General features: G+C 67.2%; 28 protein-coding genes. 17 read left to right on the top strand and 11 right to left on the bottom strand.

Going from position 1 to position 21281, the window contains the following annotated elements; genetic code table 11:
• Positions 1 to 327: 327 nt before the first annotated feature.
• The 4 genes from QZ670_RS01920 (at position 328) to QZ670_RS01905 (ending at position 4082) form a co-directional block, all read left to right on the top strand.
• On the top strand, positions 328 to 1299 hold the full coding sequence (locus QZ670_RS01920; RefSeq protein ID WP_294251327.1) for a zincin-like metallopeptidase domain-containing protein: 972 nt from the start codon (positions 328 to 330) through the stop codon (positions 1297 to 1299).
• A complete protein-coding gene (locus tag QZ670_RS01915) occupies positions 1296 to 1724 on the top strand; it encodes a DUF2958 domain-containing protein (protein WP_294251322.1) in 429 nt (142 codons plus the stop codon). Before QZ670_RS01920 ends, QZ670_RS01915 begins: the two co-directional genes overlap by 4 nt.
• A gap of 91 nt (positions 1725 to 1815) precedes the next feature.
• On the top strand, positions 1816 to 3567 hold the full coding sequence (locus tag QZ670_RS01910) for a ParB N-terminal domain-containing protein (protein WP_294251318.1): 1752 nt from the start codon (positions 1816 to 1818) through the stop codon (positions 3565 to 3567).
• A 149-nt stretch (positions 3568 to 3716) separates the two neighbouring features.
• Entirely contained in the window at positions 3717 to 4082 is a 366-nt protein-coding gene (locus tag QZ670_RS01905; RefSeq protein ID WP_294251314.1) for an NIPSNAP family protein, read from the top strand.
• A 19-nt stretch (positions 4083 to 4101) separates the two neighbouring features.
• On the opposite strand, the gene QZ670_RS01900 is transcribed toward QZ670_RS01905, so the two are convergent.
• Both QZ670_RS01900 and QZ670_RS01895 read right to left on the bottom strand, forming a co-directional pair.
• Positions 4102 to 4512, bottom strand: coding sequence for an NUDIX domain-containing protein (locus QZ670_RS01900; protein WP_294251311.1), 411 nt, complete (start codon positions 4510 to 4512; stop codon positions 4102 to 4104).
• A 4-nt stretch (positions 4513 to 4516) separates the two neighbouring features.
• Positions 4517 to 4996, bottom strand: coding sequence for a YbaK/EbsC family protein (locus tag QZ670_RS01895; protein WP_294251309.1), 480 nt, complete (start codon positions 4994 to 4996; stop codon positions 4517 to 4519).
• 330 nt (positions 4997 to 5326) lie between these two features.
• Here QZ670_RS01895 and QZ670_RS01890 point away from each other — a divergent pair, with 330 nt between their 5' ends.
• From QZ670_RS01890 to QZ670_RS01840, 11 genes are all read left to right on the top strand, one after another.
• Positions 5327 to 5626: a DUF736 domain-containing protein gene (locus QZ670_RS01890; RefSeq protein ID WP_066725667.1), complete on the top strand. Its 300-nt coding sequence runs from the start codon at positions 5327 to 5329 to the stop codon at positions 5624 to 5626.
• Positions 5627 to 5794: 168 nt separating this feature from the next.
• Positions 5795 to 6034, top strand: a complete 240-nt coding sequence (locus tag QZ670_RS01885; RefSeq protein ID WP_294251298.1) for a helix-turn-helix domain-containing protein — start codon at positions 5795 to 5797, stop codon at positions 6032 to 6034.
• Complete coding sequence (locus QZ670_RS01880) at positions 6021 to 6605, top strand: S26 family signal peptidase (RefSeq protein ID WP_294251295.1); 585 nt, start codon at positions 6021 to 6023, stop codon at positions 6603 to 6605. Before QZ670_RS01885 ends, QZ670_RS01880 begins: the two co-directional genes overlap by 14 nt.
• Positions 6593 to 7204: a lytic transglycosylase domain-containing protein gene (locus QZ670_RS01875; protein WP_294251290.1), complete on the top strand. Its 612-nt coding sequence runs from the start codon at positions 6593 to 6595 to the stop codon at positions 7202 to 7204. Before QZ670_RS01880 ends, QZ670_RS01875 begins: the two co-directional genes overlap by 13 nt.
• Positions 7205 to 7425: 221 nt before the next feature.
• The gene (locus tag QZ670_RS01870; protein ID WP_294251285.1) at positions 7426 to 7797 is read left to right on the top strand and encodes a hypothetical protein; all 372 of its coding nucleotides are present in this window, start codon (positions 7426 to 7428) and stop codon (positions 7795 to 7797) included.
• A gap of 257 nt (positions 7798 to 8054) precedes the next feature.
• Complete coding sequence (rlxS, locus tag QZ670_RS01865; RefSeq protein ID WP_365894590.1) at positions 8055 to 10082, top strand: relaxase/mobilization nuclease RlxS; 2028 nt, start codon at positions 8055 to 8057, stop codon at positions 10080 to 10082.
• 75 nt (positions 10083 to 10157) lie between these two features.
• Positions 10158 to 10583, top strand: coding sequence for a CopG family transcriptional regulator (locus QZ670_RS01860; protein WP_294251282.1), 426 nt, complete (start codon positions 10158 to 10160; stop codon positions 10581 to 10583).
• Positions 10580 to 11014 carry a helix-turn-helix domain-containing protein gene (locus tag QZ670_RS01855; protein ID WP_294251279.1) on the top strand — a complete coding sequence of 145 codons (435 nt, stop codon included), beginning with the start codon at positions 10580 to 10582 and terminating at the stop codon, positions 11012 to 11014. The genes QZ670_RS01860 and QZ670_RS01855 overlap by 4 nt, the downstream gene beginning before the upstream one ends.
• Positions 11015 to 11267: 253 nt before the next feature.
• Positions 11268 to 12071 carry an alpha/beta fold hydrolase gene (locus tag QZ670_RS01850; protein WP_294251276.1) on the top strand — a complete coding sequence of 268 codons (804 nt, stop codon included), beginning with the start codon at positions 11268 to 11270 and terminating at the stop codon, positions 12069 to 12071.
• 555 nt (positions 12072 to 12626) lie between these two features.
• On the top strand, positions 12627 to 12872 hold the full coding sequence (locus tag QZ670_RS01845; protein WP_294251274.1) for a hypothetical protein: 246 nt from the start codon (positions 12627 to 12629) through the stop codon (positions 12870 to 12872).
• A gap of 116 nt (positions 12873 to 12988) precedes the next feature.
• Positions 12989 to 14284 (top strand): cation:proton antiporter, encoded by a 1296-nt coding sequence (locus QZ670_RS01840; RefSeq protein ID WP_294251272.1) that lies wholly within the window; start codon positions 12989 to 12991, stop codon positions 14282 to 14284.
• A gap of 22 nt (positions 14285 to 14306) precedes the next feature.
• Here QZ670_RS01840 and QZ670_RS01835 read toward each other — a convergent pair whose 3' ends face one another.
• From QZ670_RS01835 to QZ670_RS01805, 7 genes are all read right to left on the bottom strand, one after another.
• A complete protein-coding gene (locus QZ670_RS01835) occupies positions 14307 to 14582 on the bottom strand; it encodes a hypothetical protein (protein ID WP_294251269.1) in 276 nt (91 codons plus the stop codon).
• A 55-nt stretch (positions 14583 to 14637) separates the two neighbouring features.
• Positions 14638 to 14826 carry a hypothetical protein gene (locus tag QZ670_RS01830; RefSeq protein WP_294251264.1) on the bottom strand — a complete coding sequence of 63 codons (189 nt, stop codon included), beginning with the start codon at positions 14824 to 14826 and terminating at the stop codon, positions 14638 to 14640.
• 321 nt (positions 14827 to 15147) lie between these two features.
• Entirely contained in the window at positions 15148 to 15627 is a 480-nt protein-coding gene (locus QZ670_RS01825) for a hypothetical protein (protein ID WP_294251261.1), read from the bottom strand.
• A 1-nt stretch (position 15628) separates the two neighbouring features.
• On the bottom strand, positions 15629 to 16516 hold the full coding sequence (locus tag QZ670_RS01820; RefSeq protein ID WP_294251259.1) for a transglutaminase family protein: 888 nt from the start codon (positions 16514 to 16516) through the stop codon (positions 15629 to 15631).
• A 9-nt stretch (positions 16517 to 16525) separates the two neighbouring features.
• Positions 16526 to 16807 (bottom strand): hypothetical protein, encoded by a 282-nt coding sequence (locus QZ670_RS01815; RefSeq protein WP_294251256.1) that lies wholly within the window; start codon positions 16805 to 16807, stop codon positions 16526 to 16528.
• Between the two features lie 68 nt (positions 16808 to 16875).
• On the bottom strand, positions 16876 to 17043 hold the full coding sequence (locus tag QZ670_RS01810) for a hypothetical protein (protein WP_294251253.1): 168 nt from the start codon (positions 17041 to 17043) through the stop codon (positions 16876 to 16878).
• Positions 17044 to 17189: 146 nt separating this feature from the next.
• On the bottom strand, positions 17190 to 18317 hold the full coding sequence (locus tag QZ670_RS01805; protein WP_294251249.1) for a PHB depolymerase family esterase: 1128 nt from the start codon (positions 18315 to 18317) through the stop codon (positions 17190 to 17192).
• Positions 18318 to 18668: 351 nt separating this feature from the next.
• On the opposite strand from QZ670_RS01805, the gene QZ670_RS01800 reads away from it, so the two are divergent.
• Entirely contained in the window at positions 18669 to 18827 is a 159-nt protein-coding gene (locus QZ670_RS01800; RefSeq protein WP_294251246.1) for a hypothetical protein, read from the top strand.
• Here the strand turns inward: QZ670_RS01800 and QZ670_RS01795 are convergent.
• Complete coding sequence (locus tag QZ670_RS01795) at positions 18824 to 19546, bottom strand: Crp/Fnr family transcriptional regulator (protein WP_294251244.1); 723 nt, start codon at positions 19544 to 19546, stop codon at positions 18824 to 18826. The two genes, QZ670_RS01800 and QZ670_RS01795, sit on opposite strands and share 4 nt — an antisense overlap.
• Before the next feature lie 505 nt (positions 19547 to 20051).
• Here QZ670_RS01795 and QZ670_RS01790 point away from each other — a divergent pair.
• Entirely contained in the window at positions 20052 to 20723 is a 672-nt protein-coding gene (locus tag QZ670_RS01790; protein WP_294251241.1) for a PEP-CTERM sorting domain-containing protein, read from the top strand.
• Positions 20724 to 20815: 92 nt separating this feature from the next.
• On the opposite strand, the gene QZ670_RS01785 is transcribed toward QZ670_RS01790, so the two are convergent.
• Positions 20816 to 21208 carry a response regulator gene (locus QZ670_RS01785; protein WP_294251238.1) on the bottom strand — a complete coding sequence of 131 codons (393 nt, stop codon included), beginning with the start codon at positions 21206 to 21208 and terminating at the stop codon, positions 20816 to 20818.
• Positions 21209 to 21281: the final 73 nt, after the last annotated feature.

Genomic DNA, 21281 nt, shown 5'->3' with positions numbered 1-21281 from the left:
TCACGCAGGTTGGGGCAACCCAGAGATTGGGCGCCGATGGGCGCAGATCGTCGCTGCCATTGCACGTCACTGCAATGGCTGAGGTCGCCGCGCTCCCGGCGCGGCGGCGTACTTGTGCCTCTCCCGGCGCGGCGGGGGAAGGCGGCGCGCCCGGCTAGGCCCGGCGTGGCCGGCGGCAACCCCTCCGCTCGCGCTCCGGGGTGCTCCGCTGCGCTCCGCCCTTCGGTGCCCCCGACCCCTGGCGCCGGGTCTCTGGGTCGCTGCTGCCGCCTACCCCCCGCCTTTGCGGGGAGGCATGGTGCCTTTTGGGGCGGCGAGGAGGAACCGATGCGCCAAGCCACCCGCCGATCTGCCCGCTCGCGCGGTGCCTGCGAGGATCGCCAGCCTGCGGCCCGAACCAATCTCTATGACGAGGTGACCGCGCGGATCGTCGCCGAACTCGAAGCCGGGCGACTGCCCTGGGTCCAGCCATGGGGCCGGACCGGCGGGACCGGACCCGGCCTGCCGCGCAACGCGCTGACCGGCCGCAGCTACTCCGGGGTCAATGTCCTGATCCTCTGGGGTGCGGTCATCGAGCAGGGCTGGCCCTCGCAGTCCTGGCTGACCTTCCGGCAGGCGCTGGAGGCAGGCGGCTGCGTCCGCAAGGGCGAGCGCGGACAGTGCGTTGTCTATGCCGACCGCTTCACCCCCGAGGCCGAGCGCGCGCGTGCCGCCCGCGACGGTGACGATGCCAGGGCGGTACCGTTCCTCAAGCGCTTCACCGTCTTCAACGTCGCCCAGTGCGAGGGGCTGCGCGCAGGGCTCGCTTGCGACCCCGCGCCCTTGCCCGAGCGCGAGATCGTGCCGGTCGCCGAGGAAGTGATCGCTGCCTCGGGCGTCGAGTTCCGCGTCGGCGGGGATCGCGCCTTCTACGTGCCGTCGCACGATTTCGTGCAGGTGCCGCCGCAGCCCTCCTTCTTCGAACAGGTCAACTATTACCGCACCTGCCTGCACGAACTCACCCATGCCACCGGTCATGCCAAGCGGCTGGGCCGCGACCTGACCACCGCCTTCGGCAGCAAGGACTATGCCCGCGAGGAACTCGTCGCCGAGATGGGATCGGCGTTCCTCTGCGCCGCCCTCGGCATCGTGCCGACCGTGCGCCATGCCGACTATATCGGCAGCTGGCTGGAGGTGCTGCGCGAGGACCACCGCGCCATCTTCCGCGCGGCGAGCGCCGCCAGCAAGGCCGCCGACTGGCTGCTCGCCCGCCACCGCGAGGCCGGGGCCGCCCGCGAAGCGGGGAGGGCGGCGGCATGATCCTTCTCACCCCCGACCTTCGCGAGGCGCTGCGCGCCAACGACAGTGCCCGCCGGACCGCCATGCGCGAGGGCCTGCCGGAACCCGACCCGCTGTCGCTCGTCAAGCTGTTCAACCCGCTGGGCGCCGCGACCTGGCTGGCGACCGAGCTCGACGCGGACGGCGACACGCTGTTCGGCCTTGCCGACCTTGGCTTTGGCTGCCCGGAACTGGGTAGTTTCAGCCTCTCCGAGATCGCCGCGATCCGGCTTCCCTTCGGCCTCCGCATCGAGCGCGACCTCGGCTTCGAAGGCCTGGTCCCCCTCTCCGACTGGGCCGAGTGGGCGCGGCGCGCCGGGTCGATCATCTGGGCAGAGACGCTGATCCGCCGTGCCGTGCGCGGTGGGCAAGCGTCGGACCCCGAGCTTCCGCCGAATGGCGGTTGAGGCGCCGGCGGCGCGCTTCGCCGCCATCCCCGACAGCCCGGTCCGCCGCATCGAAACGAACGGCGGACCGGCGCTCGCAAGGAGTACGACCATGACCCTGTTATTCATCGACCAGGACAAGCTGTCCGTCAGCAAGACCAACATGCGATACAGCAAGAAGGCCCCCGACGTGGCCGACCTGCTGCCCACCGTCCGCAAGCGCGGCATCATCCAGACCCTGCTCGTGCGCCCCGCCACCGAGCCCGGGCAGTTCGAGATCGTCGCGCGCGCGCGACGCTTCCATGCCGCGCGGATCGTCGCCGCCGAAACCGGCGAGCCCGAACCTTTGCCCTGCCGCATCCTCGCCGACACCGACGATGCCGCCGCCATCGAAGCCTCGATGATCGAGAACCTGTCCCGCCTCGACGCCGACGAAGTGACGCAGTGGGAAACCTTCACCCGGCTGGTCCGGCAGGGCCGCGACGTGGCCGACATCGCCGCCACCTTCGGGCTGCCCGACCTCACCGTTGCGCGGGTGCTGGCGCTCGGCAACCTGCTGCCGCGCATCCGCCAGCTCTTTGCCGCCGAGAAGATCGACCGCACCACGATCCGGCACCTGACGCTTGCCAGCAAGGGCCAGCAGCTTAGCTGGCTGGCGCTGTTCGACGACCCCGAGGGTTATGCCCCGACCGGTCATCAGCTCAAGGCATGGCTGTTCGGCGGCCAGTCGATCGCCGTACGCTACGCGCTGTTCGACCTCGATGCGTTCGGCGGCGCGATCGTCGTCGACCTGTTCGGCGAGGACCGCTATTTTGCCGATCCCGATGCCTTCTGGGCGGCGCAGAATGCGGCGATCGCGGCGCGCCGCGCAGCCTATCTGGAACAGGGCTGGAACGATGTCGTGGTCGTGCCGCCGTCCGAGCACTTCCATGGCTGGGAGTATGAGAAGAAGCGCAAGGGCGGGCGGGTCTATGTCGATGTCCGGGTGAGCGGCGAGGTGACCTTCCACGAGGGCTATTTGCCCGCCCGGGAAGCGCGCCGCCTAGCGCGCGGCGAAGCGTCGGAACCCGCCAGGGCGCCCCGACCGGAAGTCACGTCCACCATGCAGGCCTATCTCGACCTGCATCGTCATGCCGCCGTTCGCGCCGCGCTGCTCGGGCATCCCGGCGTCGCGCTGCGGCTGATGGTTGCCCATGCCATTAGCGGCTCGCACCTCTGGCGGGTGTCGCCCGACCCGCAGGCGACGCGCAACGACGCCGTGCGTGAAAGCGTTGAGGCCTGCCCCGCCGAGGCGCTGTTCGACGAGCGCCGCCGCGCCGTGCTGGCCGTGCTCGGCCTTGCGCCCGACGAACCGACCGTGACCGGCGCCAGCGGCCATGAGGGCGGCATGCCCGCGCTCTTCCTGCGGATGGTCGACCTGCCCGGCGCGGTCGTCATGGAAATCCTGACCATCGTCATGGGCGAGACGCTGGCGAGCGGCAGCGCCGTCGTCGCGGCGCTAGGCGTCCATCTCGGCGTCGACATGGCCGACTGGTGGGAGGCGGACACCGCCTTTTTCGACCTGATCCGCGACCGGGAAGTCCTCCTCCGCATCGTCGCGGAGGTGGCGGGCGAGAGGGTCGCCGCCGCGAATGCGGCCGAGAAGACCAAGGTCCTGAAGCGCATCATTCGCGATCATCTCGACGGGGCCGATGGACGTAGAAAGGTCGAGCGCTGGGTGCCGAGATGGCTGGGCTTTCCGGCGTCCGCCTATACCGACCGAGGCGGGAACGACGCCCTTGGGGGGCGTGATGGGGCCGAGTCCGCGCAGGCCCCCGAGCCAGATCCCGACACCGTGCCTGCACCATTGCAGCAGGCGGCATGACCGAAGGCGGGCGGGCCTCGGCCCGCCCGCAGCGGACCCCAAAATTTCGGCCGCGTGACGTCGCCCAAAGGCGCGCCACGCGGCAATTTTTGCCTAGTGGGCCGTCTGGTGCGAATGTTTACGTAGGGCTTCTGGGAGGAACAGGACGCATGCAAACCAACGCGATCGTCTGCGAAGTGCGGTATCGGCTCGACCCCGAACGACTTGTCGAATTCGAGGACTATGGTCGCGCCTGGGTGCGCCTGATCGAGCGGTTCGGCGGAACCCATTACGGCTTCTTTCTGCCGCGGGAGGCGCCCAGCGACACGACGATGAGCTTCCCCGGCAAGGGGCGCCAGGGTGAGGGCGACATTGCCGTCGCGCTGTTCGGCTTTCCCGACGACGCGGCCTATCGCCGCTATCGCATCGAGCTGCCGCAAGATCCCGAAGCCGTTAAGGTCATCGCGCGCTTCGCCGAACCGCCCTTCGAAAGCTATGAGCGCCTCTTCCTGAAGCCGCTTTCGGGTGCGATGTAAGCGTGGAGCGCTGGCGCGGTCAGAGCGTCTGCGCCAGCGGCAGCACGACATCGCGCGTCAGCGGCGCGAGCGGCAAATGGGCGGCCTCCGTGATGCCGATCCAGACCGCTTCCGCGATCTCCGCCTGCACGATCGGCACATGCCGCACGCGGAGGTGGAACAGCTCCGCCTCGACGATCGTGTCGGGTTCGTTGGCGGCGGGTGCCGAGAACCGGCCGAGATAGGTTGCATCCCGCGCGCGCAGCGCCAGCCCGATCTCCTCGGCCAGTTCGCGCCGAAGCGCGGCCAGGGCGCTTTCCTGACCCTCGATCTTGCCGCCCGCCTGCATGAACCATGGCGACCCCGCCTTCCGTACGAGCAGCAGCCTTCCGTCGCCGTCGTCGATCAGGGCGGCGGCGATGCGAATCGTGCCGTAAGCTGCGTCTGCCATGCGGTCAGCCGACCGTAGGCTCGGGAAGGCTGCAGACATCGATCCACGCGGCGCCGACGAGCGCCGCCAGCCGGTCCGGCGACAGCGCGACCGACGTGTTGCGCGAGCCGGCCGCCGGATAGACGACCGCGAACGCCTTGAGGCTCTCATCGCAGTAGATCGGGAGCGCGCTCGGCAATCCGAACGGGCAGACGTCGCCGATCGGATGGCTGGTCACCGCCAGCGTTTCGGCAGGATCGAGCATGCGCGGTCGTCCCCCGAGCGCTGCCTTGGTCTTGCGATTGTCGAGCCGCGTGTCGCCGCGCGTCACCAGCAGCGCGGCCTGGTCTCCCACGCGAAGCGCCAGCGTCTTGGCGATCTGGCCGGGCACGACGTCCAGCGCGATCGCGGCCTCGGCGACGGTCGCCGTGCTCTGTTCGACCGTGATGACGGTCAGGTCGGGCGCACGCAGCGCGAGGTCGGCGAGAACGGATTCATGGCTCATCGGACCCATCGATAGCCCAGCAATTCGCGATGCCGAATGCGCGCGATCGCCACGGATCGCTTCCGATCGTCGGTGGCCTTCCGATGCAGATCGCGTCCACCCCATGGCCTCTCTTGCTGGCAGGTCTGGCGCTGGACGGCCTGGTTCGCGCAACGGCGTCGCCGACTTTCTTCCCCGCCCTGGCGGGCTCCTCGCGGACCAAGAAAGCCGGCTTTGGCCGTCCTTCGCTGGCGCTTCGGCCTTCCGGTGCGCGTCGTCCGCCCATCGCCTGGTCGCCTGCCATCGAGGCCGCATGGGGCGGCATCGAGACACGCATCAGGAGACTTCACCATGGCACAGATCGGCAGCTTCACCCGCGGCGAAAACGGCATCTATACCGGCGAAATCCGCACCCTCACGCTCCGCGTCAAGGCGAGCATCCGCCCCGTCGAGCGCGATCACGACAAGGCACCCGACCACCGCGTCAACGCCGGCGGGGTCGAATTCGGCGCGGGCTGGACCAAGGCGGCGCGCGAGACCGGCGCGGAATATCTGAGCCTCAAGCTCGACGATCCGTCCTTTCCCGCGCCGATCTACGCGACCCTGACCCAGGGCGACGACGGCGAATACAAGCTCATCTGGTCGCGCTGACATCGGCCGCCCCTCGCGCACCGCGCGGGGGGCTTCGATCCTTGCGGGGCAGGGGGGTGTCGAACCGATGCAGGTCGATTCCGACACTCCGCAGCGTGTCTCCCACCGGTCATCCCAGGCGCGAGCGACGGCAGTCCCGCCGCCGGCTCGACGCGACGGGAATGGCGGATGGACATCGACGACGACATCACGCGGGCGAACCGCGCCAAGCGCGGCTCGCCCTACCTCAATACCGACCAGGCGGCGGCCTATCTGAAGATCTCGACCCGACTGCTCAAGCAGTTGCGGCGCGACGGCAAGGGTCCGACCTTCCGCCGCCACAGCCAGCTGATCCAGTACCATATCGACGACCTGAGTGCGTGGTCGGACGCCCAGTCGGTGCGCGGCGACGGCCATGGCGCGGCGTGAGAAATCGCCCGGCGAACTGCCGCTGCTCGCTTGGGGCGACCGGCTTCCCGCGCCCGGTAATGCTCCGCGCCGCTTGGGCTGGCGGGCCGCCACGATCGGGCTCGGCATCGGCTTGCTGGCGCTGACCATCGCCGTTCCCCCGAGGCCGCGTCTGCTCTGGAACGCGAGCGCCAGCGCGCCGATCGGGCTCTATGCGGTAGACCCCGGCGCCTCGATCCAGGCCGGCGACGTGGTCGTCGCGCGGCTGCCGGACGGGTGGCGGACGCTCGCTGCCCGACGCCGCTATCTGCCTGCCAATGTGCCGTTGGTGAAGCAGGTCGTAGCGGTCGCGGGCGACCAGGTCTGTGCCGTCGGTGCCCATGTCCGGGTCAATGGCAGGCCAATCGTCGAGCGTCGCAGCACCGATGCCGCAGGTCATCCCTTGCCCTGGTGGCATGGCTGCATTCGGCTGCGGCAGGGCCAGTTCTTCCTGCTGATGCCGGGCAATGCGGCGTCGTTCGACGGACGCTATTTCGGCCCGATCGAGGGCGCCCAGCTGGTCGGGAAGGCGACGTTGCTATGGCGGCGCTGAAGCTATTACATGCTGTGGTTCTGCTGGCACTCGCCACGCCGGCACGCGCCGGCGCCGTGGAGCAGTGGCGCCCGTTGATCGAGGAAGCATCGGCGCGGTTCGGCGTCCCGGCGGCGTGGATCGAGCGGGTGATGCGCGCCGAAAGCGGTGGCCGAACGACGCTCGGGGGGCGCCCGATCCGCAGCCGGGCGGGCGCCATCGGGCTGATGCAGCTGATGCCGGCCACCTGGGCGGAGATGCGCGCGCGGCTGGCCCTGGGCAACAACCCGGACGATCCCCGCGACAACATCCTGGCGGGCACCCTCTACCTGCGGCAGATGTATGACCGCTTCGGTTATCCGGGCTTGTTCGGCGCCTATAATGCCGGGCCCGGCGCCTATGCGGCGTACCTGGCGGGCAGGCGATCGCTGCCGCGTGAGACCCTTGTCTATCTGGCGGCGGTCACCGGCCGGGCCGTGCTTGTTCCTTTGCCGCGCCGGCAGGCCGCCCCGCGACCGGGACTGTTCGTGGTGGGGCTGGAGGGTGCCGTCGCATTGCCCCGTGAGCGGGTGGGCGATCCGAAAGGCGCACTTTTCGCAGTCCGAAAGGTCATCCCATGACTGCGGGCGGGGGAGGGGCTCGTCTCGAAAGTCCGAGCATGACGGGTGGCGAAGCGGCTCTCAAGGCCCGCGGGTGCCCCCCAATTTTCTTCGAAAATCGGTTCCCCCCACGTCCGCTTCGCGGCGCTTCCGCTGACGCTCCAGCGGCCCTGACAGCCGCTCCGCCACCCGTCTTCGAGGCGATGTTCTCGATCAGGAGAACAGAAGCGAAGGAGACGGTCATGGCGATGGTACAACCGATTTCGGCAGCGTCGGGCGCTGCACAGGATCGCGTGATGGCGGCGCTGGTTGCGGGGCTGGAGCGCGAGTTCGGGCACGATGCGGGCGAGGCTTTGGCACATCGGTTCCTGGATGCCGAGGAGGCCGAATTCCTCTGGGAAGCGCGCGACCAGGAGCGCTGGCTCGGGGCCTACGAGAGCGCGGGCAGCGAGGCGGATGTCGAACTGGACCGGGTCCGGATCGTCGGGCGGCTGGCAGGCCGCTGGTACGTCGCGGTGATGATCGTCGATGGCAACGGACACCCGCACGGGCTGCTGGGCAAGCGCAGCTTCGGGCACCGACGCGCGGCCATGGCGGCGTTCGCGGATGCCTAAGCGCCTGGCCAATCCATGCCGGGATGCGGTGCGACATCGGCATCGTGTCCCGGCTTTTTTGTCGCGCCGGGATGGGGGCCGGAGGACGACGTTGGATAGGCTGATTAAGAGGGCAAGATAAAAGCGGTGCCTCCAAGCGGCCCCGGAAATGGCGTCTGCACGTCGTTTTTGATGGAGGCATGGCCATGGCGGTGCCTCCATCGGGAAGGCGCGATCGCCGGAATGCCGGCATTTCTGCGGCTTTCCGGCTCCGCCGAATGGAGGCCCTTGAAGGGCTGCGCTGGCGCACCCTCATCTGGCGCTTTGCAGCATGGGACAGCGTCATGGCCGAGGATCCATTCGAGCTATGGTTGGGGCGGGTCGGCGCGGATCGCCCGTTCGCGCACCAACTTCGCAAGGCGACCAATCTGGCCGGCGGCGCAGCGCGGTCTTCGGCCGCGCGCGCCCGGTATTTCGACGGCAGCAGGATCGGGCGCGGTTCGGGCGTCGGCCGGGTGCTTGGGGCATCCGATCGCTTCGCTGGAATTCGCGTGCGCCGCGTCGTCGTGAAGGCGCGCTTCGTGAAGCTGGCGGGGAAGGGGACAAAGGGCGCTGTCGCGCACCTTCGCTATCTCCAGCGCGACGGCACCACCCGCGAGGGCGAACGTGGCACGCTCTATGCCGCTGACCATGATGTCGCCGACGGCAAGGCGTTCCTCGAACGCGGTGCTAGTGATCGGCACCAGTTTCGCTTCATCGTCGCACCCGAAGACGGCGCGCAGTACGAAGACCTCAAGCCGCTGGTGCGGCGTTGGATGGTGCAGGTCGAGCAGGACCTCGGCACGAAGCTCGACTGGGTGGCTGTCGACCATTTCAACACCGGCCATCCGCATGCCCATGTGCTGGTGCGTGGGATCGACGATCGCGGCCAAGATCTGATCATCGCCCGCGAATATATCAGCCGCGGGCTGGCGGCACGGGCAGCGGAGCTGGTCAATCTTGAACTGGGGCCGCGCACCGACCGGGAGATTTTTGAGGGTCGCCAGCGCGAGGTCGGCCAGGAACGCTTCACCAGCATCGATCGCAGGCTGCTGGTCGCGCGCGAGACCGACGGGTTGGTGTCGTCCTGGCATGGCGACAGCGTCGAGCACGGGCTGCGTGCGGCGCGCCTCGGCACGCTGGTGCGGATGGGGCTGGCGACCGACGAGGGCAAAGGGCGCTTCCGGCTCGCCGACGACCTGGAGGCCACGCTGCGGGCGATGGGCCGCCGAGGCGACATCATCGCGACGATGCACGTGCAGCTGAAGGAACAGGCGCCCGAGGTGCCTCCGCAGGACTATGCGATCTACGACCCGGCCGAGGGCAAGCCGCTGGTCGGCCGTGTCGTGGCGACCGGACTGGCCGATGAGCATCGCGACCGCCACTATCTGATCGTCGCGGGGACCGACGGGCGCAGCCACTATGTCGAACTGGGCAACTGGTCGCTCTCGGAAGGGAGCGATCGCGCCGAAATTGTGCGGGTGACGCCGGTCGTCGCAGGCATCCGTGATGTCGACCGGACGGTGGCCGACGTCGCTGCCGCCAATAGCGGCATCTACAGCGTCGACCGGCACCTGCGCCATGACGCCAGCGCCAACCAGCGTTTCGCCGAAGCCCATGTCCGGCGACTGGAAGCGCTGCGACGGGGAGGGGGCGAGGTAGAGCGCATGCCGGATGGCAGCTGGAAAATCGGCACCGATCATCTCGACAAGGTGCTGGCCTTCGAGCGAAGGGCGGCTGCCGCCCGGCCGGTCGAGATCGAAGCGCTTGCCGAGCGCCCGGTCCTGGAGCTGGTCTGCCACAACGGCGTGACCTGGCTCGACGAGCAGCAGGTCGCGAAAGAACCGGAAGTGCTGGGCGGCGGCTTCGGCGCGCAGGTGCGACAGGCATTGGTGCTTCGCCGCCAGTGGCTGATCGAGGAAGACCTCGCCTGGCGCGACGGCGATACCGTCCGCTTCCGCGCCAATCTGCTGACCGAGCTCCGCCGTCGCGAACTGCGGCAGGTAGCGGGCCAGCTCTCGAAAGAGATGGGTCTCGGCTATGCGGAGCATCGCGGCAGCGCGATCGAGGGTACCTATCGCAAGGCGGTGCAGGTCGGAGCCACGAAATATGCGGTGATCGAGAAATCGCGGGAATTCACGCTCGTGCCGTGGCGGCCGGTGCTGGAGAAGCAGATCGGCCGAACCGTCACCGGCGTTGATCGTGGTGGCACGATCAGCTGGACATTCGGGCGCCAGCGTTCGGGTCCGGATATCGGCGGGTTCTAAGATGCCCCGGATAGGTACCGGGAGTCACCAGCGAGGACCTGTAACGGAAGCGCGAACAGGCGGATTCTGCCCGGCATGCAGACCCGCAAGACCCGCCACCAATTCTACCTTCCCGACGAACTGTCGGTGAAGCTCGACGCGATGGCCGCGCAGCCGGGATCGTCGAAGACCGCAATCCTGACCGACGCGCTGACCGCATGGTTCGAGCGCCGTGCCGGCCATGAACTTGATCAGCGCTTCGGCACGCGGCTCGATCGCCAGAACCGCGCCGCCGACCGGATGGAGCAGAAGCTCGACTATCTGACTGAAGCCCTCGGGCTATTCGTCCGCCACCAGCTCACCCTTACGGCACATCAGCCGGCCTTCGATACCGAGACGCAGCGCCTCGGGCGGCTTCGCTACGACGCCTTCGTTGAGCTTGTCGGTCGAGCAATCGCCCGGGGGGACACGAACAACCGCATCGCTAACCGTCAATCCCCAGAACAGGGGAGGGGCAGATGAAGGAGCATACCATGCGCCCTACGCCGCGCCGGCCGAATGCCGATCTGTCCCCCATCACGCTGCGGGTTGCTGACGCGTGCCGCATCACCGGCATCGGTCGGTCGAAGTTCTACGAGCTGATCAAGGCGGGGGAGATCGAGGTGATCAAGGTTGGCGCGATTACGCTCGTGCCAATGACCAGCATCGATGGACTGCTGCAACGTGGCCGCCCGATTGCGGGCGACGGCGCCTGGCCACCCTTAGCGGAGGTCATGCACCCATTTCTGGCCAACGCCATTTTGACAGCGAGCCTTGCCTCGACCCCTGAGGCGGTTCGTCGCGATCTTTCGTCGGCGGACGAGAGGCGGCGGGGGAAAGCTGAAGACGGAATCGTAGAGCGTATGATTTTGGCGCTCTATGATCGAGACGACCAGCCCGACGTGGTTCGTTGATACCACCTTACGTCATTCTACTGTCCTAGCTTTGGCTAGTGTCTGTGCTTTGGGCCCTTGCTAAAAGTGGCCTGCCCGACAGGCCTGAATTTGGGACATTGCTGTCACTCCTAGGCTGCTGGCCTAACGGCAGGTTTCGTCGAAAGCCGCCGAATGAAATGACCCACAAGCGGTCATCCAGCCGGGTTGACCGCTTCTCCAGAACCGGCATTCGTTCACGCCGATATCCGGCGCCGTTCCCCTCGCTCGATCGTTGAGTTGCGCGAACAGGACGGAGTTTCATATTCACCAGATCACCCGTGGCAGTGGCAAGCCGCTGCTGCTCATCCATGGCTTAGGCAGTAGTTGGCGTAGCTGGCAGCCGATCCTGGATGGCCTGGCAGTAGAACGATCGGTTATCGCCATCGATCTGCCGGGGCACGGTGCGACGCCGGCCGAACAGGACAGCGGTTCGTTCGAGGGTCTGGTCGGCAGCGTCGAGCGCTACCTCGTGACGAACGACCTTGTCGGTATCGATGTCGTGGGCAGCTCGATGGGTGCCAGAATCGTCCTGGAACTCGCGCGAAGGGGCAAGGTCGGCAATGTCGTCGCACTCGATCCTGGGGGGTTCTGGCGCGGTTGGGAGCGTGCTTTCTTCCGCACCACAATCGGCCTCTCCGCACAGTTGCTGCGCGTCCTGCGATCGCGCCTGCCAGCGATCAGCCGCAGCGCCGTGGCGCGCACGGCGCTGTTGGCCCAGCTGTCCGCGAAACCCTCCGCCCTGTCGCCCGAATTTGTGTGTACCGAACTGACGGGCATAACGGACACGCCGACATTCGATGCCCTTGTCCGCGACCTTGCCCATGGCGCCGAGCAGCAAGGCCCAGCGGCCGATCCGACGCAACGCCTCATCATCGGCTGGGGCAAGCATGACCGGTTGTGCTTGGCCCGTCAGGCTGGCCGCGCGATAGCGGCATTCCCCTCCGCGACGCTGCACTGGTTCGAGCACAGCGGTCATTTTCCGATGTGGGACATGCCGCGCGAAGCCACCGCGGTAATCCTGCAGGCCACTAGGTGACAATGTCGGCTGTGTTGCATTCCACGAGAAAGGTTCAACGTCATAGCAAGACCCAATCCCCAGTCACTAGCGGCCCAATTGGTGGCTCCTGGAAGTGGACATCTTTTCATGTTCATGAATCGCGCTCTACGGGAACGCGGACTGCCCCACTGAACGGCGAGCAGTGGGACAAAACGGTCGTTCCGGAGAGATATCTTGAACGGCAGCTCCAGTCAGGAGCCGACCATCGCCCTCCTGCAGCATGAAGCCGCGCCCATCCTTCAATAACCAACCGTCGTCCACGTTCCACGCCCATAGCGATATGCTATCGGGCTCGATGGCCAGCCCGAAATGGTTGGCATGCAAATCACGCTTTGCATGCTTCGCTGGATGTGCCGGTTCCGTACCTGATCGTCAGCCAGCTTGAGCCTGACGCCGCAGCACGACAGCCGATAGATGCAATCGCATCTATTCATAGCGCTTCGGCGTCCCCATATTCAGTCTATCGCAGCACCCGCCACGAGCGTCGCTGCGACTGAGAGATGCTACGTACTCCCGCTCGGCGAGGACACATGCATGACCAACGACCAGAAAAAGACACGCCTGCTCGACGAAGCTGCCCCGCGCCCCTGCGCGCCAGCCGGATCGGATGCGGATGCGCTTGAGGCCGCGCTTGCGGACATGACCAGGGCGTTCTCCAGCGACTTCGTCGCCGGTCGGGTGGGGGAGCGCCATAACACCTATCAGCATCGCACCCGCGTGCTGCGCCAGTTGAGCGGTCAGTTGGCCACGCTGCGCGAACGGGAAGCGGCGGGGCACTGAGGGGAAGAAAGCCTGAGCGTGGAGATGCGCTCCGCCGAACAACGATCAGACATGGCGGTGCCAGCGTCTTTCGCACGCGCCGGCACCCGATCCGCTCGGCGACCGGTTAAGCAACGATGGACCATGCCAGCTTGCTCCCCTCCACCTATATCCTTGTCCTGACCGGGACGGGCCTGTTGGTGGCGCTGGTGGCGTGGCTGCCGCTCGCACTCCGCAAATTGCCGCTATCGCTGCCGATCGTGTGCATGGGCATCGGCGCAACGATCTTCCTTCTGCCCCAGGTAACGCTGCGGCCGCTGCCCATGCGGTATCCGGACATCACGGAGCGATTTCCAGAACTGATCGTCATCATCGCGCTGATGGGCGCCGGTCTCAAGATCGACCGGGTATTCGGGTGGGCGCGCTGGGCGGTCACCTGGCGACTGCTGGCGATTACCATGCCGCTCAGCATCCTTGCGATCGCGGGCATTGCCGGTTGGGCCGTGGGGCTGCCGTTGGCGACGGCGCTGCTGCTGGGGGCGAGCCTCGCGCCCACCGATCCGGTGCTCGCCTCGGACGTCCAGGTCGGCCCGCCAAAGACCGGGGAAGAGGATGAGGTCCGCTTCGGCCTAACCTCGGAAGCCGGTCTCAACGACGGAGCCGCCTTTCCGTTCGTCCATCTGGCCATCCTGCTCGCGGCCAGCGCCGTGTCGGGCGCGCCGTGGCTCGGCGCGTGGCTGGGCTATCGGGTGGTGTGGGAAATCGGCGGCGGCATCCTCGGCGGATGGCTGGTTGGTCTCGCCTTTGGCTGGCTCACATTCCACGTCCGCGCCGACTCCAAGCTCGCCAAGACGGGCGACGGCCTGATCGCGCTTTCGGCGACGTTCGTATCCTACGGCCTGACCGAGATCGCCCATGTCTACGGCTTCCTGGCGGTGTTCGTGACCGCGCTGACCTTCCGCCATACGCACCGCGAGCACGCATTCCACCACGAGATGCACACGATCATCGAACAGCTCGAGCGGCTGGTGATGATGGCGCTGCTGATCCTGTTCGGTGGCGCGCTCGTCAGCGGCCTGCTGGCGCATGTCGGATGGGTCGACATCGGCATTGCGGCGACGATCCTGCTGGTCGTGCGGCCGTTGGCGGGGTGGACCGGGCTGCTCGGCTACCGCGCCGATCGCAGCGAGAAGCTGACGCTGGCCTTTTTCGGCATACGCGGCGTGGGGACGATCTATTACCTGGCCTATGGGATGAACCACATGGCGGTGGCGCAGGCCGAACGGCTATGGGGCATAATCGGGCTGGTGGTACTCTTCTCGATCCTGCTGCACGGGCTGACGGTGACGCCGATCATGCGTTCGCTCGATCGCCAGCAGGGGCGAGATCCGGACGCCGGGGACCTATCGGCGGCGAACGAAAGCGGCGCGTGACGGAAGCGCGCGCCGCCCGGCATCACCCCAGCGCGTGCAGCACCGGTCGATCGGCAAAACCGCGATCCGGATTCTCGCTCAAGCCGCGATCCTCCGTGGTGCGTTCGAGACTCGCTTCGATCCGGTGCAGGCGGGTGGCGATCTCGCGCGCCTCGCGCTTTTCGGCCGCGAGCGCTTCCTTTTGCCAGGCTGCCGCTGCGATGAACGCTACGTCACGGGCATTGGGCAACGGGGCATCGGTCGCCAGCTGACGCTGGCGGGCTTCCTGCGCGCGGCAGGTAAAGGCGGTCGGCTGCATCGTGGTGGCTCCTCGGTGTTCGCGATGGGTAATTGCGCGGCAGTTGATCGTCCGATCAGATGCGCCGTGCGGGCCGCCGGACGCGCGTCACCGCGCCGTCGAGCAGGCGCCCCTGAAACAGCTGGCGGATTCGCTCGGCATCCTCTGCGCGGGCAAAGACGACATGGGTGCCGCGTGGTGACATCGGCTCGATCGCGCTGATCCGCACCTGCTGCTGCGCGCAGGTCGCGAGTACCTGTTGCATGGCCGCGTCGATGTTGACGACGCGCGACATTCAGGCGGACTTCGGGCTGGGCGGGCCTGCGGGATCGTGCCGCGGCGTGAAAATCGACAGGATCTGCCTGCGGCGCGCGCTGCCATAGATAAAGGGAACGACATTGGGGAACCGCGGAACCAGGGAGAAAGAAGACATGGGGCTGCTCCTTCGAAGAGCGGGAGCAGGATTCTCTCTCAGCCGCGGCCTTGCTCAGGCAAGGCTGGCCGCGATACCATCAATATGGGGATCCACCACGTATTTACTAGGGACGCTGCACGAGATCGTCGGCGAGCCCTCGATAGAAATGGCCTACGCGCTGCAGGTCCGCCGGTAGAATGACGAGCATCGTGCCAGTTTCGGGCGCCGGTGCCGTCCCAGACCTGCCGAGGCCGGTCCAGCACGCCGTCGCCATCGCGTGGCCGCGCAGGATACCGTCAAGTGGAACAGGCACGCGCGCGTGCCGCCTAGCCCCAGCAGCCGGCCGTGATCGACGCCGCCATGCCCCAGCGCCGCGTGCAGCGCGCGCAGCTTGTTGGCGCTGTTCCGCTGGCCGGGCGCGGCACCAAGCCCATGGACGTGCGCGACCGCGTCGAGCAGATGATGGAGGAACCGATGCAGTTCGCGCAGGCCGTTGCCGATCCATTTCGACCGATGCTGATGGCTGATCGGCACGGCGCTCTCCGGCCGCGTCGCGCCTTGCCCCATGGGGCCAACGACGAAGCGCGCGCCCCGGCACAACGTCCGATAGGCGCGATCGAGTTCGACGGTGCGTCCCAGGGTGTCGCGCATCTCAGCGTGGAGACGCGTCAAAGGCAGCGTCGGGCGCGCTGCTCGTCTCGACCGTCACCTCGACCTGCATGTCGAGAAAATCTTCGGGCGCGCCGAGATAGCTGCCCCGCACCGGGTGGATCCGGGCGATGTTGCCGGCGACCGCCACCGGGATCAGGCCCGCCCCGCCCATGCGGCCATGGGTGGGATCGAACGGGATCCAGCCGGCACAAGGCAGATATACCTCGGCCCAGGCATGGGTGGTGCCGTGCTGGTCTCCCGGCAGGTCGGGCTGGAGATAGCCAGACACCGCGTGTGCGCCAAAGCCAAGGTGGCGCACCGCCTCGATGAACAGCGTCGCGAAGTCGCGGCACGATCCGCTGCCTCGGTCGAGCGTCTCGTCCGGCGACTGGGTGCCCTCTTCCTCCCGCACCCGATAGCCGAGGCTGGTCGCGATGGCGGTGTTGATCATCTTGAGCAGCGTCAGCGTATCGGTCGGCGCGGTGCCGCGGAACTGCGCCACCCATGCGGCCACCCGGCTCGCCGCCTGCGGATAATGGGGCAGCCGCATCCCGCCCAGATCGGCGATGTCCGCATCGGAATAGGCAAAGGGAAATTGGTGCGCGGACGGCGCGATGCTGAAAACCGGCCATGCCGCGGCGGAATGATCCACCACCATCCGGCTGTCGATCGTCAGCGTCTGGGTCGCCTCCGCGAAGCTTGCCGTCGCGATCAGGTTGCCGAACACATCCTGCGTCCAGTCGATCGCGGCCGGCGGCACGCAGCGGAGCTCGGTCGTGAGCAGCCGGAGGTCATGCTGGCCGCGTGGGCACAGCATCATCCGGTGGGGCTGCAGCCAGACCGGCCGCGCATAGCGGTAGCTGGTGCGATGACGGATGGTCAGCAGCACGGCGGCGCTTCAACGGCGCTCGGCACGGGCGGCGATCGCCTGCTCCACCGCCTCGCAGCCGACCGGGCTGGCGACGGCGAGGTCGAGCGGCCGCCCGCCCAGCGCCTCGTCATGGCTGTTGAGAAAGGTGACCGCAGCATCGCCGCCGAGCAAGTTCCAGGCGAGCAGCGCGACGCGGCTCTGCCGTTCCAGACTTTCCGGCGCGGGGCGCGGCATCCCGAACTTGCTGCGGAACTGCTTGCGGGTCGGCGCGCGCGTGGCCGTGGTTTCGGTCGTCGTCGGATCGGACATCGGCATTCCTCTTTGTCGCGGGGCGCGGGAGAAAGGGGCGCGGCCAGAGCGGCCCCGCCCCCGGGCGATCACGAAGTCTGCGGGGCCAGCAGGACCTGCGATCGGCCCATTGTCTCGATCCGGTCGGCATAGGCGCGAGCGAGGCTGCGATGCGCATAGCGGGCTTCGCGCGACGCCGCGGTGGCGGCCAGCGTCAGTGAAAGCGCGTGGCGGCGGCGGATATAGTCGATGTCCATGGATCGGCTCCCGGGTACGGTAAGCGGGAGCGCGTCGGTCTCTCAGTCGATGGCGCCTACGGAGGAATCTGCCAACGATGCACTTGATATAAGGTGGAGGGGTGCAACAACCTACCCCCTGCCGCCAATTAAGCGGCGCCCTCCGCCTAGCGCATCAGCCCGCCCGCGCGCAGCGCCGCCTCGATCACGCGCCCGATATCCCGACCGGCAGGTGTCTGCGTGGAATTTGCGGGCACCAGCATGGACGGAGGGGCTGGATCCGGCCTCGCGGGGGCACCGCGCGCCCTGTCGCCAAGGGTCTGCGCCGGGGCGTCGGGATCCGCGATGCCCCAGAAGCGGCAGAGATGGGCCGTAGAAGAGATGCCCGTCTCCAGCATATAGGCGCCGCTGCTGCCGCAGCCTTCGGCGCCGGCCGTGTCGAGCGGCGTGCCATGGCCCATGCCGGTGATCCGATATTCCTCGAGCAGGATGCGGCCCTCGCCGTCCGCCCAAAGGTGATGGGGATAGCCGTCGACCCGGTCGCTACGCGTCGGCGCCTCGGGGAGACCGTGCAGCGCGCGCCACTGCGCGACGATGGCGCCCGCGTTGGACGGCGCGACGGTCGCGTCGCCCGTCCCGTGCCACACCGACACGATCGGCCACGGGCCTTGGTGCCGCGACGCGTCGCGGACCAGCGCGGTCAGCCCCGCCGCGTCCGGACCACCCTGCCCCCGCATCCGCTCGAACGCCTGCGGCATCGAGGTTGCAGATCCGAAGGGCAGGCCGGCGATGATCCCGCCACCGGCGAAAACGTCCGGATAGGTGGCGAGCAGCACGGACGCCATCGCGCCGCCTGCCGACAGGCCTGTCACGAAGATGCGCGCGGGATCGATGCCGTGTCGCGCCACCATCGCCGCGACCATCGTGCGGATCGACAGCGCCTCGCCGCCGCCGCGGCGGCTGTCCTCGGGCGCGAACCAGTTGAAGCAGAGATTGGGATTGTTCTGGCGCTGCTGCTCGGGGAACAGCAGCGCGAAGCCGTGGCGATCGGCCCAATCCGACCAGCCCGAACCGCGGTCATAGCCCGCCGCAGTCTGGGTGCAGCCATGAAGCACCACCACCAGCGCGGGCCGCTCGGCCAGTGCGGCGGGCAGATAGCTCCAGCCGGCAAGGCCGCCGGGGTTCGGCCCGAAGTCGCCGAGTGGCGCCAGCCGGCCGGGACCGGTGGACGTGGCGGGGGTGCTGGCGGCGCGGAGGGCGGAAAGGCGGGCAAGGGTATCGGCAAGACCGGGCATCGTGGCGTCCTTCAAACAAGCTCCAGGGAGCGGCAGGGTCGCAACTATGCTGCGTCGCACAAAATATGGTGATCCAGGATCAAAGCGCAATCTCCGAGTGTATTCACCCAGGTTAGGCGCGGCCATCATCTTCCATGAATGGCAAAGGATCGCGCCGTATCTGTCTGAAGCTATGCCGAGACAGTGCAGACCCGCACGTTGCGGATACGCATGCTCCTAGCCGATGAAGACTGCCAAGCGCGGCCCGCCAACACTCTCACGGCAGGGATCTGGCCATGGCCGCACCGCTGCTCGACGATGGCGGGTTGTTGATCGCGAGCGGTGCCTGGAACATGCCCCAGTCGCACGTGCATGGCCTCCGACAAGCCCGGGCTCGGTACCAGCATCGTCGAGGCGCTGGCCTGCCAGTTCGACGCTTTGGTGGGGACCAGCGACGCCGAACCAAGCACCATCATGTCCGTGCGGCGTCCGCCGGTGGCTGGCACGGAGGCACCGGTGAAGGGCAGCTAGGCCGCGAGCTTGAGCCGGCGGTGCAGGTAATTGTCGTCAAAGCCGGCGATCTGCACCAGCTTGTCCGGGTCGGTGATCGTGAGCGTGCCGCGGCCGATCTGCACCACCCCCGCCATGCGCAACGTCCGCAGCACGCGATTGACGTGCACCGGGGTTAGCCCAAGCGCATCGGCAAGGACGATCTGGGTGAGCGGGAACTCGATCTGCGGCCCCTGGACCAAGCCGATGTGTTGGGCCCGGACATAGATTTCGCACATCAGATGGGCGACCCGCTCGACGCTGCCGCGCCGCCCCATGCTGACAATCCAGGCGCGTAGCGTGCCTTCGTCGACCAGTTGCGACCACCAGAAGGCGTTGGTGATCAGCATGCTGGATGCGATCAGCGCTTCCATCTCCGCGCGTTGTACCGATGCCACCCGCGCCGGGGTTAGCGTGGCGATGCTATGATCCATTTCGTCGAGCACGGCGACATGCGTGTCCGAGAAATCGCCGGGCATCAGGACCGCCATGATTTGTCGGCCGCCTTCGGGCAGCAACTTGTAGCGGCAAGCCCAGCCTTCGAGCAAGATGAACACCGTTCCCGGCTTGTCGCCTTCGCGAATGAGGTCGTAGCGCCCCGCAACCGGTCGCGCGCCTTCGCACACCTTGGCCAAGGCCGCGCGGTCGTCGGCAGTCAGGGCAGCATATCCGCTCAGCTTATCGACGAAAGCATTGGCCATCGCTGTCCTTCGTATCGAAAGGACGCAGCAGGACTCTTAATCGGTATCAACATTCCGCTTGCCCAGCGTTTGTGGTGCGAATGTTTCGTTCGGCGTAGACAATGCAAATCCTCAGCCGGTGATTGCACCTCCGGACCACCGAGAGACATTATGCTCCAGAATAAATGTCGTTCGAACACACGACTTCCAATGACAATGGCGGCACTGCCAACGCTCCCTCGCAGCCCGAAGTGCCGGATGCGCATGGCTAGGCCCCGCTGCTCGCCGAAAGCGCGCTGCGTCTGCTGGTCTCATGGAAGCGCGCATTCGCTGGTTGCTGGCGTCATTGCAGAGGATACCCGCTCGTTTGAGGCGAATAGCTACGAAATCCCTGATCTGGGTGAGGGAACACAATGCAGGTTAACAATGCGCGACTGCTCTCAATCTAAGCAGAATCCCTTGATCGTCGAGGACCGTATTGGCGACGGCCCCGTGCGACGCTCATGCAACAGGAAGGGATACTACTATGCGTCCAGCGATATTGCTTGGAGCAACCGTTGCGCTTGTGCTGGCCGGGCCGGCTTCTGCCGCCGTTCTTCTGCCCGGCAGCTCGAACACGGCGTTTACCGGCTTCGACGCGTCGACCCAGGGCACGCTGCTCGACTGGAAGCGAATTCAAGGCGTCGCGCTGACCTTCACCGGTGATCTGCGGGCGGCGGTCTATCGCAACACGCTGGGCACGCTCGACTTCTACTATCAGGTTCAGCGAACGGCAGGCGGCGAGATCGGGAGCGATGACATCCGCAGCATCACCGCGGCGAATTTCGGTGACTTCGGCGTCGAGGCGCTCTTCAGCGATGTCGATCTCGATGGAAGCGGCATCTTCACCACGGCGAACAACGGCGGCGGTCTCGGAACCGGCAACCGCAATACCGCAGGCGGGGTGATCGGCATCAATCTCGACAGCGCCGCCGCATTGTCCGGCACCGAAACCACCGCCACCTACATCTTCCGCACGACAGCACGCACCTATTCAGATCGGGGTACCTTCGGGGTCAGCGACGGCGCGACCTTTTCCGGGCGCGCCTTCCAGCCGACCGGGGTGCCCGAGGCCGGGACCTGGGCGATGCTGCTGTTCGGCTTTGCCGGGATAGGTACCGCGCTGCGGCGGAACCGGGCACGGGTCGCCATCGCTTAGCAGGATCGGGGGAGTGACGGTACGCCGCGCTCCCCAAATCTCGTCGCTGACCCAATGGCGTCCCACATCACCGTTTCAGGTGGCGACAGGCCTCAGATCGCGGCCTTGAGCGGTTCCGGCTTCTTGCCATCCGGCAGCGTGTCGCGCAGATGCGCATGCACCATCGCCGCGGTGAAGGGCTTGCCGATAAAGGTCGCCTTTTCCGGCATGTCCCCCGGCCCGGGGGTGACGCGGCCGCTCGCGATAACGATCTCGATCCATGGATAATGTTCGGCAACGTGGCGCGCCAGGGCGAACCCGTTCGTTCCGCCCGGCATGTCCACATCGGAGAACAACAGGATCACGTTGTCGGCACATCCCGGCAGCATGGTGAGCGCGGCATCGCCGTGATCGGCTTCGTAGGTGCGAAAGCCCGCATCCTCCAAGATTCCGGTGACATCGAGCAGGATCATCGGATCATCATCGACCGCGATAGCATAAGGCATTGTGGAAGCGTTCATTTTGCTAGAACACGCGACATCGGCAAAGGACCCCTGCCAAAAGCAGCGCGGCGCGTTA

It is taken from the genome of uncultured Sphingomonas sp., from assembly GCF_913774285.1.
Classification (GTDB): domain Bacteria; phylum Pseudomonadota; class Alphaproteobacteria; order Sphingomonadales; family Sphingomonadaceae; genus Sphingomonas.
The sequence above is the reverse complement of the archived record's forward strand: the minus strand, read 5'-3'. Positions and strand labels throughout refer to the sequence as shown.